This window comes from Janthinobacterium sp. ROICE36 (assembly GCF_002869965.1).
GTDB lineage: Bacteria > Pseudomonadota > Gammaproteobacteria > Burkholderiales > Burkholderiaceae_D > Janthinobacterium.
Genome location: NZ_PEBS01000034.1, coordinates 24,926 through 39,638, shown reverse-complemented (window position 1 = coordinate 39,638; position 14,713 = coordinate 24,926). Strand labels below are relative to the sequence as shown.

General features: G+C 62.5%; 17 protein-coding genes. 14 read left to right on the top strand and 3 right to left on the bottom strand.

What is annotated here, in order from left to right; translation table 11 throughout:
• Positions 1-2: 2 nt before the first annotated feature.
• Genes fliP through CSZ94_RS15150 form a run of 3 tightly spaced genes read right to left on the bottom strand, consistent with a single transcriptional unit; the run spans position 3 to position 2,015 of the window.
• Positions 3-773, bottom strand: coding sequence for a flagellar type III secretion system pore protein FliP (gene fliP, locus CSZ94_RS15160; RefSeq protein ID WP_102122265.1), 771 nt, complete (start codon positions 771-773; stop codon positions 3-5).
• On the bottom strand, positions 770-1,135 hold the full coding sequence (locus CSZ94_RS15155; RefSeq protein WP_102122264.1) for a FliM/FliN family flagellar motor switch protein: 366 nt from the start codon (positions 1,133-1,135) through the stop codon (positions 770-772). The genes fliP and CSZ94_RS15155 overlap by 4 nt, the downstream gene beginning before the upstream one ends.
• A 1-nt stretch (position 1,136) precedes the next feature.
• Positions 1,137-2,015, bottom strand: a complete 879-nt coding sequence (locus CSZ94_RS15150; protein WP_180977490.1) for a FliM/FliN family flagellar motor switch protein — start codon at positions 2,013-2,015, stop codon at positions 1,137-1,139.
• A 507-nt stretch (positions 2,016-2,522) separates the two neighbouring features.
• Here CSZ94_RS15150 and CSZ94_RS15145 point away from each other — a divergent pair.
• The 14 genes from CSZ94_RS15145 to CSZ94_RS15080 all read left to right on the top strand — a co-directional run bounded on the left by CSZ94_RS15145 (position 2,523) and on the right by CSZ94_RS15080 (position 14,713).
• Positions 2,523-2,861 (top strand): flagellar hook-basal body complex protein FliE, encoded by a 339-nt coding sequence (locus CSZ94_RS15145; RefSeq protein WP_102122262.1) that lies wholly within the window; start codon positions 2,523-2,525, stop codon positions 2,859-2,861.
• 60 nt (positions 2,862-2,921) lie between these two features.
• Entirely contained in the window at positions 2,922-4,652 is a 1,731-nt protein-coding gene (gene fliF / locus CSZ94_RS15140) for a flagellar basal-body MS-ring/collar protein FliF (protein ID WP_102122261.1), read from the top strand.
• The gene (locus tag CSZ94_RS15135; RefSeq protein ID WP_102122260.1) at positions 4,630-5,670 is read left to right on the top strand and encodes a flagellar motor switch protein FliG; all 1,041 of its coding nucleotides are present in this window, start codon (positions 4,630-4,632) and stop codon (positions 5,668-5,670) included. Before fliF ends, CSZ94_RS15135 begins: the two co-directional genes overlap by 23 nt.
• Entirely contained in the window at positions 5,667-6,356 is a 690-nt protein-coding gene (gene fliH, locus CSZ94_RS15130) for a flagellar assembly protein FliH (protein ID WP_102122259.1), read from the top strand. The genes CSZ94_RS15135 and fliH overlap by 4 nt, the downstream gene beginning before the upstream one ends.
• Positions 6,353-7,663 carry a flagellar protein export ATPase FliI gene (fliI, locus tag CSZ94_RS15125; RefSeq protein WP_102122258.1) on the top strand — a complete coding sequence of 437 codons (1,311 nt, stop codon included), beginning with the start codon at positions 6,353-6,355 and terminating at the stop codon, positions 7,661-7,663. Before fliH ends, fliI begins: the two co-directional genes overlap by 4 nt.
• 8 nt (positions 7,664-7,671) lie before the next feature.
• Complete coding sequence (locus CSZ94_RS15120; protein WP_102122257.1) at positions 7,672-8,109, top strand: flagellar export protein FliJ; 438 nt, start codon at positions 7,672-7,674, stop codon at positions 8,107-8,109.
• 89 nt (positions 8,110-8,198) lie between these two features.
• Entirely contained in the window at positions 8,199-9,611 is a 1,413-nt protein-coding gene (fliD, locus tag CSZ94_RS15115) for a flagellar filament capping protein FliD (RefSeq protein ID WP_102122256.1), read from the top strand.
• 51 nt (positions 9,612-9,662) lie between these two features.
• On the top strand, positions 9,663-10,052 hold the full coding sequence (gene fliS, locus CSZ94_RS15110; protein WP_102122255.1) for a flagellar export chaperone FliS: 390 nt from the start codon (positions 9,663-9,665) through the stop codon (positions 10,050-10,052).
• A gap of 67 nt (positions 10,053-10,119) precedes the next feature.
• Positions 10,120-10,362, top strand: a complete 243-nt coding sequence (locus tag CSZ94_RS15105) for a hypothetical protein (RefSeq protein ID WP_258000998.1) — start codon at positions 10,120-10,122, stop codon at positions 10,360-10,362.
• Positions 10,359-11,501 carry a flagellar hook-length control protein FliK gene (locus CSZ94_RS15100; protein WP_102122253.1) on the top strand — a complete coding sequence of 381 codons (1,143 nt, stop codon included), beginning with the start codon at positions 10,359-10,361 and terminating at the stop codon, positions 11,499-11,501. The genes CSZ94_RS15105 and CSZ94_RS15100 overlap by 4 nt, the downstream gene beginning before the upstream one ends.
• Positions 11,501-11,977, top strand: coding sequence for a flagellar basal body-associated FliL family protein (locus tag CSZ94_RS15095; RefSeq protein WP_102122252.1), 477 nt, complete (start codon positions 11,501-11,503; stop codon positions 11,975-11,977). The genes CSZ94_RS15100 and CSZ94_RS15095 overlap by 1 nt, the downstream gene beginning before the upstream one ends.
• A gap of 33 nt (positions 11,978-12,010) precedes the next feature.
• A complete protein-coding gene (locus CSZ94_RS15090; protein ID WP_102122284.1) occupies positions 12,011-12,754 on the top strand; it encodes a FliA/WhiG family RNA polymerase sigma factor in 744 nt (247 codons plus the stop codon).
• 56 nt (positions 12,755-12,810) lie between these two features.
• Positions 12,811-13,725 carry a flagellar motor stator protein MotA gene (motA, locus tag CSZ94_RS15085; protein ID WP_102122251.1) on the top strand — a complete coding sequence of 305 codons (915 nt, stop codon included), beginning with the start codon at positions 12,811-12,813 and terminating at the stop codon, positions 13,723-13,725.
• Positions 13,709-14,713: a flagellar motor protein MotB gene (locus CSZ94_RS15080; RefSeq protein WP_258000997.1), complete on the top strand. Its 1,005-nt coding sequence runs from the start codon at positions 13,709-13,711 to the stop codon at positions 14,711-14,713. Before motA ends, CSZ94_RS15080 begins: the two co-directional genes overlap by 17 nt.

Here is a 14,713-nt window from a genome sequence, read left to right as displayed (position 1 = left end):
GATCAATAGCCCTGTATGCTGGTAACTAAAGTGTTGACGGTCAGGGTCCAGCCGTCGACCAGAACGAACAGCAACAGCTTGAACGGCAAGGAAATCACCAGCGGCGAGAGCATCATCATGCCCATGGCCATCAGCACGGACGCCACCACCAGATCGATGATGAGGAACGGGATGAACAGCATGCAGCCGATCTGGAACGCCGTCTTGAGTTCGGACAACACAAACGCTGCCAGCTTGACCGTGAAGCTATGGTCTTGCGGACGCATGCTCGACGGCTCGCCAGCCAGGTGCGCGATCTGCGCCAGCGCAGCCTTGCTCGTCTGCGCCAGCATGAAGCGCGAAATCGGCACTTCGGCGATCTTCAGCGCTTCCTGCATGCCGATCTGGTCGCGGTCGTAAGGCATGAACGCTTCCTTCCACACCTGGTCGCCGATGGGACGCATGACCAGCAAGGTGAGAATCAGGGCGATGCCCGTGACGATGCGGTTGGGCAAGCCCTGCTGCAGTCCCAGTGCCTGGCGCAGCAGCGACAGTACGATGACGAAGCGGGTAAAGCTGGTCATCATCATGACCATCACGGGCAGCAACCCGAGCAGGGTCATGACGACCAGGATCTGCATCTTCACCGACAGGTCGGTCTTCGCGCCCGGCACCACGCCGGACAATAAATCCTGCGCCCCGGCGGCGCTACAGCACAGCATCAGAACGGGAACAGCCAGCGCGGCAGCCAGCGCGCCGCGGCGCCGGCTCAAACCGGGTACCGCCAGCTTCATGCTGTCATCAGGTCGAGATTGAGGCCGTCGAGGTCGATGACTTTCAGGCCATAGTTCTCGCCAGCCACCACCACTTCGGCACGGCCGATCGGCGTGCCGTTGACCTTGATCACCAGCGGTTCGCCGGCCAGCATGTCGAGTTCGATCACGCTTTCCGGGCCGATGGCCATCAGTTCTTCCAGCGAAATGCGGGCCGAACCCACTTCCAGGGTCAGGGTGACGGGAATCTTGCGCATCATCTGCGGAATATCGCGGCGCGCGCGGGTGCTGGCCACGTCGGACACATCGCCCTGTTCGATGATCATGTCATCGCCCAGGTCTTCCAGCAGGGTTTCGCTCTGGTTGGTATCGGTGATATTCATATTATTCGACATCTTCAAATGAGGTTAAACAGAGCTTGCCCTTGTGTTCGGAAACAGCCGCGGTAAATAAACGGGAGTCGTCGAGCATGACGTCGGTGCGGCTCAGGCTGACGGGAATCACGTCACCAACGCGAAGGTCGAACAAGGCGCCCAGCTGCATCTGCTTGCTGACCAGCCTGCCTTCCAGGGTCACTTGCAGGCGCGAAGCGAGCGGGCGCACGCTGCCACGCAAGGCTTTCTTCGCTTGCGCGCGCTCGGGCAGCAGGCCGCGCAGCACGTCGGCCATCAGGCGCTTGTCCAGCGAGAACCAGAACTGACCGCTCTGCCCGGCTTCGACGTCGCTGAGCGCCACGCTGACGATCCAGCTGCCGCGCACCGGGTGCACGCCAGTCTGCACGGCAACCTCGGCACTGGTGTCGAGCTCGCTACTCTTGCCCAAGGTTTGCAGATTCTTGTGGACGCGGGCGAACAAATTGTTCACCAATTGTTGTCCCAGCACCACAGCGAGACGTTCTTCCGTGGCCGTCACGCGCACTTGCGCCGGATCTGGCAGCGCACCCTTGGCGCCGGCACTGCCGTAGCGATAGTTGAGTACGCTCAAGAGTATCTGCCGTTCGAGCGTAAAGCCCGTCTGGCCGGCCGGCGTGGAAAAACTCAGCCAGAGATTCACGCTGTCCTCGTTTTCCACGCGCGACAAGGTCACGCCATCGATCTGGAAATTACCCCAGTAGCGACGGCTCATCGGCTGGCGCAGGGCCACGGCCAGGTCGTCGCGCAGCTGGGCGCCGAAGACATGCAGCAAATGGACAGGACGTCCAAGCAGACAGGAATCGAGGACTTGATGGCGCACAGTTTGATCTGTCTTGGTAATGATTGTCATGTAGTAGTCATGTCGGTATTGCGGTGGCAGAACAAATTATACGGATCACCCGAAATTAAATACAGCATCGTATCGCATGCTAGATGACTACGGTGCTGAACAATACATGAAAAAGCCAAATATTGCCATGTACCAATATTCTTTGAGGCAATTCTCTCTTTACTTTATAGTTGCCCCGAGGTAAGCTTGTAGCGAGAAAATAGTGATTTGCAGTGCGCCATTCCGCTTACCTGATTCCGGTTTTTATGGCAGTTTCCAGTTCCGTTTATTGCCACCATAAGAAACTTTTATCAGATAATTATTAGTTGTCATGGCCATGTAAATCATATCGGCGCGAGTCTGCCGGGTTTGTTTGAATCTGCTCAAGCGGATGGTGTGGCAACTGATAAAACTGATGGGCCCTGCGGATCGGGCCGGGCAGAATGGCACTCACATGCACGACTGCCGGATTGGCAACACCAGTAATTCTGATTGATACGTCACCGCATATTGAAAGTAGAGGGCAAGATGAGCAATGAACTCGCAGGTCTGATCAAGGCCGATCTGGCAGCATTGAGCAATGACGCGCACGCCCTGGGCGCCAGCATCGCGCCCGCCGCGCAGTTCGGCGCACCGGAACAATCCGGCTTTTCTTTTGCGCAAAGCATGCAAGACGCCATCGGCAAGGTGAATGGCGACGACCGCATGGCAGCGCAGAAAATGAGCGACGTCGACAGCGGCAAGAGCGACGACATGGTCGGCGCCATGCTGGCCAGCCAGGAAGCAAGCCTGTCCTTTTCCATGTTGATGCAAGTGCGCAACAAGGTCATGGGCGCCGTCGATGAGCTCATCAAACTGCCTCTGTAATCTTCACGCCCTGATCCACGCCCAGCCTCCCAGCGAAAGTTACCCCAAGTGATTACCACCATGAAGTCCGCATTTGCGCGCTGGCGCCCTGGCACCCAGCCCGCCATTCCGCCCGCCCTGCTGAAAAACCTGGTCCCCATCGTCGTGCTGGCCATCGGCATCACCGCCATGGTGACCTTGTATGCCTGGCGCGACCAGGCCAACTACAAGCCGGTGTTTGGCGCGCGCGAAAAAGTGGCCGTGACGGACATGATGGCCACCCTGGACGCCGAGCACATCCCCTACCGCTTGCATCCGGACAGCGGCCAGGTGCTGGTGCCCGACGCCATGCTGGGCAAGGTGCGCATGCTGCTCGCTTCGAAGGGTGTGACGGCGCAACTGCCGGCCGGCCTGGAGCTGATGGACAAGAACGACCCGCTGGGCGTATCGCAATTCGTGCAGGACGTGCGCTTCCGCCGCGGCCTGGAAGGCGAGTTGGCGCAAAGCATCATGACGATGGACGCGATCGCTTCGGCGCGCGTCCATCTGTCGATTGCCAAATCGACCTCGTTTGTCGCCAGCGACGGCGACAAATCGTCCGCCTCCGTGGTGGTGGCGCTGAAACCGGGCCGCACGCTGGTGCCGGAACAGATCGCCGCCGTCATCAACATGGTGGCCGGCAGCGTCGCCAGCCTGGCGCCTACGCGCGTGAGCCTGGTCGACCAGGGCGGCAACCTGCTGTCCGCGCACGTCGACCTGACGGACGGTTTCGACGCCTCGGCCGCTGGCAATGAAGGTGCGAAACGTTTCCAGGATGAAATTCGCCGCAATGTCACGGGCTTGCTGGGACCCGTCATCGGCGAAGACAACTTCAAGCTCAGCGTGACGGCCGCCGTGAACAACGACCGCGTCGACGAAACGCTGGAAAAATACGGCGAAGCCCCGAAAGTGACGAGCGAAGCGATGCGCGAAGAGCAGGAACGCAACCGCACCGTGGCCGGCATTCCCGGCAGCCTGTCGAACCGTCCGCCAGCGGCCGCCGTGCCGGCACCAGCCGGCACCGCTGGCGCCGCGCCGGCCGATGGCGCACCGAAGCCGTCCGACGATGGCACGGCCCGCAAGAACGCCACCACGCGCCAGTACGCGTATGACCGCAGCATCACGCAGATCAAGCGCAGCCGCGGCCGCCTGGAAAAACTCAGCGTGGCCGTCGTCCTCAACAGCGCCGCTGCACCGAATCCGAAAACGGGCTGGACCCCTGCCGAACTGGGCAATATTGAAAAAATGCTCAACAGCGGCCTGGGCATCAATGCCCAGCGTGGCGACAGCCTGAGCCTGACGGCGCTGGCCTTCCCTGCCAAGCCGCCCGTGGCGCAGTGGTGGGAAGAGCGCGACACCGTCGTCGATTTCAGCAGCTGGCTGCTGTACGCCCTGGGCGCGGTGCTCGGCTACTTCCTGATCCTGCGTCCGCTGCTGCGCCTGCTGACCACGCGTTTGGCGCCGCCGCCACTGAAACAGCTCGATCCTGCCCTGGCACTGGGCGCCAGCGGCGCCGCCGGCGCGAATGGCGCAGCCGCCGCCGGCGCACCAGCCCTGGGCGTGAATGGCAGCCCGCTGGCGCTCGAAGGCGAGGCCCGCTCCGGCAGCATGCCGGTCGTGCCCCTACTGGAAAACTATGAATTGCCGCCACCAGGCTCGGCGGTCGACGTGATGGTCGACCACCTGAAAGTGCTGGCTGAAAAAGAACCCGAGCGTGTCGCCGAAGTCGTCAAACAATGGATGCAGAAAAATGGCCGAACTCAACAACAATAATCCCTCCGACGGCGCTGAGTACGAAAGCGTCAGCCTGAATCCCGTGGAACAGGCCGCCATCGTGCTGCTGAGCATAGGCGAAGAGCAGGCAGCCAATGTGCTGCGCTGCCTGTCGCGCGAAGAATTGCTGGAAGTTACGCAAGTGATGTCGCGCATGAGCGGCATCAAGGTCGAATCCGTGAAAACGGCGATGCAGACCTTCTTTGACGACTACCGCCAGCAAAGCGGCGTGCATGGCGCATCGCGCAGCTACCTGAAGCGCTCACTGGACATGGCGCTGGGCAGCGATATCGCAAATAGCGTGCTGAACAACATTTACGGCGACGCCATCCGCCCGAAAATGGCGCGCCTGCAGTGGGCCTCGCCGAAATGGCTGGCCGAATACATCGTCAACGAGCACGTGCAGATGCAAGCCGTCTTCCTGGCCTTTTTGCCGCCCGCGCTGGCTGGGCAGATCCTCGATGCCCTGCCCGTCGAAGGCCGCGACCTGGTCTTGCTGAATCTGGCGCGCCTGGACGAGATCGACCGCGACCTGCTGGTCGAGCTCGACGAACTGGTGGGCCGCTGCCTGGGCACGCTCGACACGCAAAGCACCAGCGTGGAAGGCATCCGCCAGGCCGCCGAGATTCTCAACCGCATGCCGGGCAACCGCGCCGCGCTGGTCGAACTGCTGCGCGCGCACGACCCGGACGTGGTCTCGGAAATCGAACTGAGCATGTATGACTTCCTGATCCTGTCCACGCAGAGCGATGTCACACTCACGCGCATCCTGGAAGACGTGCCGATGGAACAGTGGGCCATCGCCCTGAAGGGCGCGGAACCGGCTATCCGCGACGCCGTGCTGAAAACCATGCCGCGCCGCCAGGCACAAAGCTTCGAAGACATGATGCGCCGTTCCGGCCCCGTGCCACTCTCGCGTATCGAACAGACGCGCCAGGAAATCATGGCCACCGTCAAGGGCCTCGCCGATGCGGGCGAGATCGAAGTGCAACTGTTTGCTGAAGCGGTGATCGAATGAAACACTTCCGCTCGTATCGTTTCCCGCCCCTGTCGCAATTCATCGCCGCCGGCCAGCGCGCCTCCAACGAGGATACGGATGGCCAGTGGCAGGCGTCCGTCTCGGAAGGTTTCGAGCAGGGCCAGCGCGACGGCTACGAAGTGGGCCTGGTGCAAGGCCAGCAGGACGGCTACGACACCGGACGCGACGATGGCATGGCGCAGGGCCGCGAAGAAGGCCGCAATGAAACCCTGGTGGCGCTGGACCGCCTGGCGCGCCCCGTCGACGCCATCTTGCGCGACCTGAAAAAAGTGCGCGCCGATTACCGCGAAGCGCAGCGCAAGGAAGTGGTCGACCTGGTGGCCAAGGTGGCGCGCCAGGTGATCCGCGCTGAACTGGCGCTGCAACCGGTGCAATTGCTGGCCCTGGTCGACGAAACCCTGGCCTCGATGCCGCCCACGCGCGAAGAAATCGACGTCTTCCTCAATCCGGAAGAACTCAAACGCATCAGCGAACTCGATCCGAAGCGCGCCAAGCGCTGGAACCTGATCGCGGACGCGCGCCTCGACGCGGGCGAATGCCGCATCAAGGCGGGCGACAATGAAGTCGACGCGGGTTGCCATCAGCGCCTGTCGGCCTGCATGGACCAGGTCAGCAGCCATCTGGCGTTGGCCGCCGAACACGCAGACCAGGGCGCGCCTGCATGATCGCCGACACGCTGCGCAGCTTCGAGATCGGCGATATCCCGGTCGCGACACCCACCGGCCGCCTGGTCGGCGCCTCCGGCTTGCTGCTGGAAAGCGCCGGCTGCCGCCTGCACACGGGCCAGCGTTGTCAAATTGAAACTGTGAGCGGCGAATGGCTCGATGCGCAAGTCGTGGGTTTTCGCGAAAAACTGTCTTACCTGATGCCGTTCAAGAAAGCCACGGGCCTGACCACGGGCGCGCGCGTGCTGCCCCTGCCCGACAAGGCCAGCCTGCAGATCGGCCCCTCGTGGCTGGGCCGCATGGTGAATGGCCTGGGCGAGCCGATCGATGACCTGGGCCGCCTCGGTGGCGAACACATCCTGGAAGTCACGCCGCCGAAAATCAATCCCCTGAAGAAACAACCCGTGATCGAGCCGCTGGACGTGGGCGTGCGGGCGATTAACAGCATGCTGACCCTGGGCAAGGGCCAGCGCGTGGGCCTGATGGCCGGCTCCGGCGTGGGGAAAAGCGTACTGCTGGGCCTGATCACGCGCCAGACGGTGGCCGATGTCGTCGTCGTCGGCCTGATCGGCGAACGCGGCCGCGAAGTGCGCGAATTCGTCGAAAAGTCGCTGGGCGCCGAAGGCTTGAAAAAGGCTGTGCTGGTGATCGCGCCAGCCGACGAGTCGCCCTTGATGCGCATCATGGCCACCGAACTGTGCCACTCGATTGCCGCGCATTACCGCGACCAGGGCAAGCACGTGCTACTGCTGGTCGATTCACTGACGCGCTATGCGATGGCCTTGCGCGAAGTGGCGCTGGCGCTGGGCGAGCCGCCGGCCACGCGCGGCTATCCGCCGTCCGTGTTTTCGAACCTGCCGCAACTGGTGGAGAGCGCCGGCAATGGCGCCCACCCTGACGGCAGCATGAGCGCCATCTACACGGTGCTGGCCGAAGGCGACGACCAGCAAGACCCGGTGGTCGACACGGCGCGCGCGATTCTCGACGGCCACATCGTGCTCACGCGCGAACTGGCCGAGCGGGGCCACTACCCCGCCATCGACATCGCCGCCTCGATCAGCCGCTGCATGGCGCAGGTGATCACGCTCGAGCACATGCAGGCGGCGCGCGCGCTGAAAGCGTCGATGGCGCGCCATGCGCGCGTGCGCGACCTGATCCCGCTGGGTGCCTACGTGCCCGGCGCCGACCCGATCACCGACCGCGCCGTGCAATTGCACACGCCCATCGAAGCCTTCCTGTGCCAGGGCACCAAGGAAGAGGCGCCGATGGGGCCGTGCATCGCCCAACTTGAACAGATCATGGCCTAGGAGCAAACGTGAGCGACGCGCATACCATCCGCAACCTGACCACCCTGGTCGGCCTGCGCAGCACCGAAGTGGAACGCCTGCAAGGTGAAATGGCGGCGCAGACGGCCGTGCGCGAGCGCTACCAGAAAAACCTGGCGCGCCTGACGGGCCTGTACACGGACAGCGGCCCCAGCGGCGCCCTGCCCTTGGCCCTGTCCGTCAACTGCGGCAACTTCAAACAAGCGGTCATGCAGATGGCCGACCAGCACCGTACCGATCTGCACCTGCACGAGGCCAACATGGCCGTCTCGCAGCGCGCCCTGAATACGGCCTGGGCCAAACGCGAGGTACTGGGCCAGGTGCTGACGCAAAAACAAAAGCATGTTGCAAATGAGCAACAACGTGTCGATACCAAGCGGCAAGACGAGCTGGCGACGCAGTTCTGGTTCCGCGGGCAGGTAAAATGAGGTTTGTGTAAGTTTCTTTCAGGAAAACTTCACGAAACGGGAATGGGGGTCGCCTTGTACCGGTATATCCCTTTATTCAGGAGTCTGGCATGGCAAACGCAATTACCGCACCACGATACGATCCGCTCGTCACAGCAGAGAACCTGGCTACCAAATCGGTGGCGGCGCAAAAGGCAGCTCTGGCGGCTCAGACTGCGCTTGCCAACAACACGTCCAGCGCGCTGGGCAACCTGAAATCGGCCATCTCGGCATTCCAGCTGGCGATGACGACCATGACGTCCAGCAAATCCGTGCTGAGCCAGTCTGCGACCTTCAGCAATACCGCGTATGGCACAGCCACGGCCGGCATCAAGGCGGCGCCGGGCAGCTACGCATTCTTTGTCGAAGAACTGGCCACTGCCAGCCAGACTTCGTATGGCGGCTTGAGCAGCACCATGCCCGCCAACGGCGGTTCCATGACCATCCGCATCGGCGACCCGCTGGCCGCTGTCACCGCCGACAACGCCTTCGACATCGACCTGGCCGCCGCCAACAAGGATGGCGACGCCTACCTGTCGCCGCAGGAAATCGCTGCCGCCATCAATGGCAACAGCAAGAATAATGCGCGCGTCACTGCGTCCGTCATCAATATCGGCAACCAGGCGCAACTGGTGCTGACCTCGAATCTCACCGGCATCGCCAATGCCGTCTCGATCGACACCGGCAGTGTGACGGATCCGGCGCTGCAGACAGCGCTGCAGAGCGACAAGAAATCCCTCGTGGCACCCAAGGATGCTGTCGTCTGGCTGGGCGCTCAAGGCTCCGGCACAAAAATTACCCAGGCGTCGAATACCTTCACCAACGTGCCCGACGTGAAAATGACGTTCACCAAGGCCATGACGTCAGGCGAAAGCCCGATTACCGTGACCGTCGGGACCGACAGTGCCGGTACCATTGCCAATGTGCAAGCCTTCGTCGACGCCTACAACAAGCTGAAAAGCGTGATGGATGGCTTGGCGAATCCCGGCAACCCGGAGAAAAATATCGCTGCCGGCATCTTTGCCCACGACTCCGGCCTGAACGCCCTGCGCTCGAGCATGGGCGACGCCTTGCGCCTGACGGTCGATGGCGTATCGCTGGTGGCGTATGGCATTACCGCCCAGCGCGACGGCTCGATCAGCCTGAATACGGCCAAGCTGACGGCCAAGCTGGCCGACAATCCTGCCGGCCTGGACAAACTGTTCGGCAATAACAGCCTGTCCGCGCCTGCCGGCGTGCTCGGCGGCCTCGACAAGGTTCTGGGCCAGTGGAGCAATGTCACCAAGGGCCAGATCACCCAGCGCCAGGCAGCGACGGACAAGCTGCAGAAAAGCCTGACCAAGAGCAGCGAGCGTCTGACCAATCAGTACAACACGGCTTACAGCCGTTTCCTGGACCAGTATTCCCGCCTGCAGGTACTGCAAGAGCAAATGACCAGGAATTCTGACATGTTCGATGCCATGTTTAATAACAGCAAATCCTAAGGCGAGCGTGCCAGCCGCGCCGCCCCACGTTAACATAGCGAGAAGATAATAATGTTGAACAATGAAGCTTACGGCAACTACCATGCCGTCAACCTGGATTCCCAGACCGCCCGCGCCACACCGGTCGAGCTGGTACTGGTGCTGACGGACGGCTTGCTGGAAGAACTGGCGCGCGCGCGCGGGCATATCGTGGGCAAGCGCTACGAACAGAAGGCGATCAGCCTGGACAAGTGCACGCAGATCATCAACGGTTTGTCGAGCTCGCTCGATTTCGACAATGGCGGCGAAGTGGTGGTCAGCCTGGCGCGCCTGTACGATTACTGCGTGGCGCGTCTGTACACGGCCGGCATCAAGCTGGACCCGTCGCTGATCGATGAAGTGACGACCTTGATGACCACCATCAAGCGCGGCTGGGTGGGCGTCCAGGCGAATAATGCCTAGGCGCGCTGCGCTGCAGCAGCTGAGCCGGCAATTCAGCGCGGCGATCGCGCAGCCGGACTGGGATGCGATGCAAAAACTCTCGGCCAGCCTGGCGAAAAACCTCCCGCTACTGGCCGAACGGGGCGCATGGAATGCGCTGGAACAAGCAGAATTGTTGCAATTGCGCAAAATTCACGCGCAAGCGGTTAAAATTTGCTCTGAGGAAAAAGAACGCCTGGGCTTACACCTGGGTGCATTACAGGCAAACAAGGAAGGTTGGGTCGCCTACGCCGCGCTCGGCGAATACGACTTGGACGGGAATCAAGCATGATCATGAACTTCAACACGGCGCCGGCACCGGCGGCCAATGCGGCACCAGCGTCGGCGCCAGCGCCAGCGCCAGCACAGACGACCAGCTTGCCCGGCACGCCGGGCGATGGCAGCGGTGCACCCGCCGTCCTGCCCCTGTTTGCGCAGGTGCTCGATGGCGCAGGCGAGCCGACGGCCGAAGCCGATACGGCCGATGCCGCCAAAGCTGAGCCTGCCAAGGAAAGCGACAGCCCGGCCGACAGCAGCTTGCCAGCCATGGCCGCCCCCGTCCTCGGTTTGCCCGTGACGCTGCTGCCACCGGCGGACGCGGCGGCAGCGGAGGCACGCGCCAACGCGCAGGCGCAAGTACAGACCCAAGTGCAGGCGAATGTGGCGCAGGCCAACCCGGCACTCAACATCAGCCTGCATCCGGCGGCCATCAGCCTTACCGCGCAGGCAATGGTGCAATCAGCAGGGCGTGACATGCGCGAACCGCTGGCCGCCGCCAACCCGGCGATGACTGCCAAAGGCAGCGCGCCGGCACAGCCTTTCGATTCGTTACTGCAGCAAAGCACGCCGGCGACAGCCGTGGCCGCCCCAGCCGTGGCCGCGCGCGAAGGCGAACGTGGCGCCGCGACGCCGGCACCCGCGCCCAACCTGGGCCTGACGGGCGCGGTCGGCAACACCGCCACGGCGGCGCCAGCCGGCGATACCATCAAACTCAACGGCCCTGCCCAGCAATGGCAGGAACCGTTGCGCGAAGCGCTGGGCGAACGCCTGCAGACGCAGATCGGCCGCAACAGCGAACACGCGACGATACGCCTCGATCCCCCCATGCTGGGCCGCATTGAAATTTCCATCCGTCACACGGCCGGCGCGCTGCAAGTGAACGTCACGGCGTCGAACTCGGAAGTGTTGCGCCAGTTGCAAGGCATCGGCGAAAACATGCGCAGCGACCTGGCGCAGCGCCAGTACACCGATGTGGCCGTGAATATCAGCGCCACCCCGCGCAGCCCCGCCGCCCAGGCGTTTGCCGAAGGCGACGCGCGCGGCCAGCGTCAACCTGGGCGCCAGCAGGATGAATCAGAGCCCGGCCGCGCGTTGTCCGACGGCAGCGCTGCCGCCACCACTTACGCCATGCATGAGCGAGAAATTGCCTGATGACTATGAAAATGAAATTGATAGGCGGCTTTATCGCCGTGGCCGTGCTGGCCGCCGGTGCGGCTGGCGGCGCCATGTGGTATTTGGCCAAACCGGTCGCCGGCCATGCCGAGCTTGCCGACGCAAAAGCCCCGCCACCGCCCGCCACAGGCAAGAAGGCCCGCAAGTTCCTCACCCTGGACAAGGTCATCGTGATGCTGCGCCGCGGCCCCGGCGACAGCGAAACGCACTATCTGTCGGCCGACCTGGTGATCGCCACCACCGAGGAAAAGGAAAAGCTGACCAAGGACCACTTGCCGCTGATGCGCTCGATCGCCGTCAGTACTCTGTCGAGCTTTCCCATGGACAAGGCGCAGACCATGACGGTGGAGCAATACGCCGAACAGATCAACAAGGCCTTCAATGTCAGCTATGAACGCGAGCAGATGGAAAAACCGTTTACGGAAGTCATGGTCGGCAAGCTGATCATTGAATAAGCCACCACGCCAGCCGACCTAGTGGGATATCCCGTGGCCTATGCAGAGCAATACCAGGAAGCGTATGGCGCCGGCGAATACGCCGCCGCCAGCGCCTGCGCGGCCGTGCTCAGCGTTGCTGAAGAGCAACAGCATCTGGTGGCGTATGCCCCTTTGGTGAAGCGCATCGTGCGCCAGCTCAATTCGCAGGTGTCAGGCGCCATCGACCGCGACGACATGGAACAGATTGGCCTGATGGGCCTGCTTGAAGCGCTGCGCCGCTACGGCGTGCCGGACCAGTCTTTCGGCAGCTATGCCAGCCTGCGCATCCGTGGCGCCATCCTCGATGAACTGCGGCGCCAGGACTGGCGTCCGCGCGCCGTGCGCCAGGAAAGCCACCGCCTGCGCGATAGCGTGCGCGCCCTGACCCGGCGCCTGGGGCGCGAGCCGCTGGAAGCGGAAATTATGGCCGCCCTGAAGCTGACGCCGGAAGCCTTCCAGGAATACCAGTTGGCGGAAAACGCCGAGCTGATCGTCAGTTTCGACGAAGTGCTGCAGGAAAGCCTGGGGCAAGCCGACAGCGCACCGAGCCCGGAAGAGCAATTGATGGTGCGGCGCAGCCTGGAGCAAGCCCTGCGCGCGCTCGACGAACGCGAGCAGCGCGTGATCCAGATGTATTACGAATTCGAACTGAGCTATAAAGAAATTGCCGCCGTGCTGGACCTGAGCGACGCCCGCGTCTGCCAACTGAACAAGACGGCGCTGGGCAAGATGAAAGCCATGCTGCAAGACGCATAAGTTTCAGCAACACCCATCAAATTGACGCAGCACAATGACGCAGAAAGGCAGTTGACATGGTAATTATCGGTATCTTAATCGTGATGGGATGTGTATTCGGAGGCTTCGCCCTGATGGGTGGTACCGTCCACGCGATCTGGCAACCGGTCGAGTTGATCATCATCATCGGCGCCGCCGTCGGCGCCCTGGTGCTGGGCAACCCCAAGCATGTACTCGGGGAAATGCTGCACCAGATGCGCAAGATCGTCACGCACAAGAAGCAAGGTTCGGAATTCCAGCGCCAGTTGCTGCTGCTGATGTATGAACTGCTGCAAACGGCCGCCGGCGGCCTGAAGGCGCTCGACGCGCACGTCGAGGCGCCGCGTGAAAGCGCCCTGTTCCAGCGTTATCCGCTGGTGCTGGAAGAGCCGAAGCTGCTGGCCTTCATCGTCGACAACTTCCGTTTGATGGCAATGGGCAAAATCAACGCGCATGAACTCGAAGGCGTGCTGGAGCAGGAACTCGAAGCCATCCACGACGAGCTGCTGCAACCGTCGAAGTCCCTGCACAAGATCGCCGAAGCCATGCCCGGCTTCGGTATCCTGGCCGCCGTTCTGGGCATCGTGATGGCCATGAATTCCGTGGCCGACGGCGCCGATGCGGCGGAAATTTCGGAAAAAGTGGGCGCCGCCATGGTCGGTACCTTCATCGGCATCTTCTTCTGCTACGGCGTGCTCGATCCGATGTGCAACATGATGAAACAGCTGGTGGGCGAGGAAGGCTCGACCATGGAATGCGTGAAGGTCGTGCTGGTCACGCACGTGGCGGGCAAGCCGCCCCTGCTGGCCATCGATGCTGGCCGCCGCCTGGTGCAGCTGAACATCAAGCCTAGCTTCGCCCAGCTGGAAAGCTGGATCAATACGCTGGAAGCTGGCGGCGCCGAACAAGAGCAGGGCCAAGGCCGGGGAGGCCGCCGTGCTAAAGCCGCATGAGAAACATGAACAGGCCATCATCAAGCGTGCCGGTCGCAAGCATGACGACGATGGCCATGGCGGCGCCTGGAAAGTAGCGTTCGCCGACTTTTGCCTGGCCCTGCTATCACTCTTCCTCGTGCTGTGGCTGATGGCCGCGCGCGAGCAGCAGGCGATGAAGGAAATCATGATGGACGCGTCGGCCAGCAGCCGCCAGGGCGAAGGCCAGGGCGTCATGCCGGAACAGAGTGGCGGTCCACGTGGCAGCCTGATCGAGCGCTTCCCCATGCCCCGCAAGGGTTCAGGCGACACGCGCACGGAAGGCAAGCAGACGCAGGACGGCAAGGCCGGCGCGGCGCCGCAAAACCAGACCAAGGTCAGCTACCAGTCGCCGGAAGACCTGCTGTCGCTGTCGCGTGCGCTCGACAAGCTCAGCGACGAAGCGGGATTGAAGAGCAATCTGCAATCGGTGATTACGCCGTACGGCTTGCGCGTCATGCTGCACGATACGGACAAGCAAGGCATGTTCGTGCGCGGCAGCGCCGTGCCAACCGACCGCTTCCGCAAGCTGCTGCGCCAGATGGGGCCCGTCTTCGCCCAGATGGACAACCAGATGCTGATCGTCGGCCACACCGACTCGCTGCAATACGCCAATAACGGCTATGAAGGTTATTCGAACTGGACCCTGTCGGCCAACCGCGCCATGTCGGCACGCGCACAATTGTTGATTGGCAGCATGAGTCCGGACAGCGTGCTGCAAGTGGTGGGCATGGCCGCCCGCGCGCCGCTGGACGTAAAAAATGCCAGCGCCGGCATCAACCGCCGCATCGAACTGTTAATATTGACGCGTGGCCAGGCCGACAGCATCGCCGCCATGTTCGGCATGGCCGGGCAAAAGGCACAAGGCGAAGAGCTGCAGGTGGGCGAACCGGACGCGGGAACGCTACAACGGCTGCGCGAAAAACTGGGCCTGCCCGCAAAGAAGGAGCGCGATGAGCATGCAAATTAA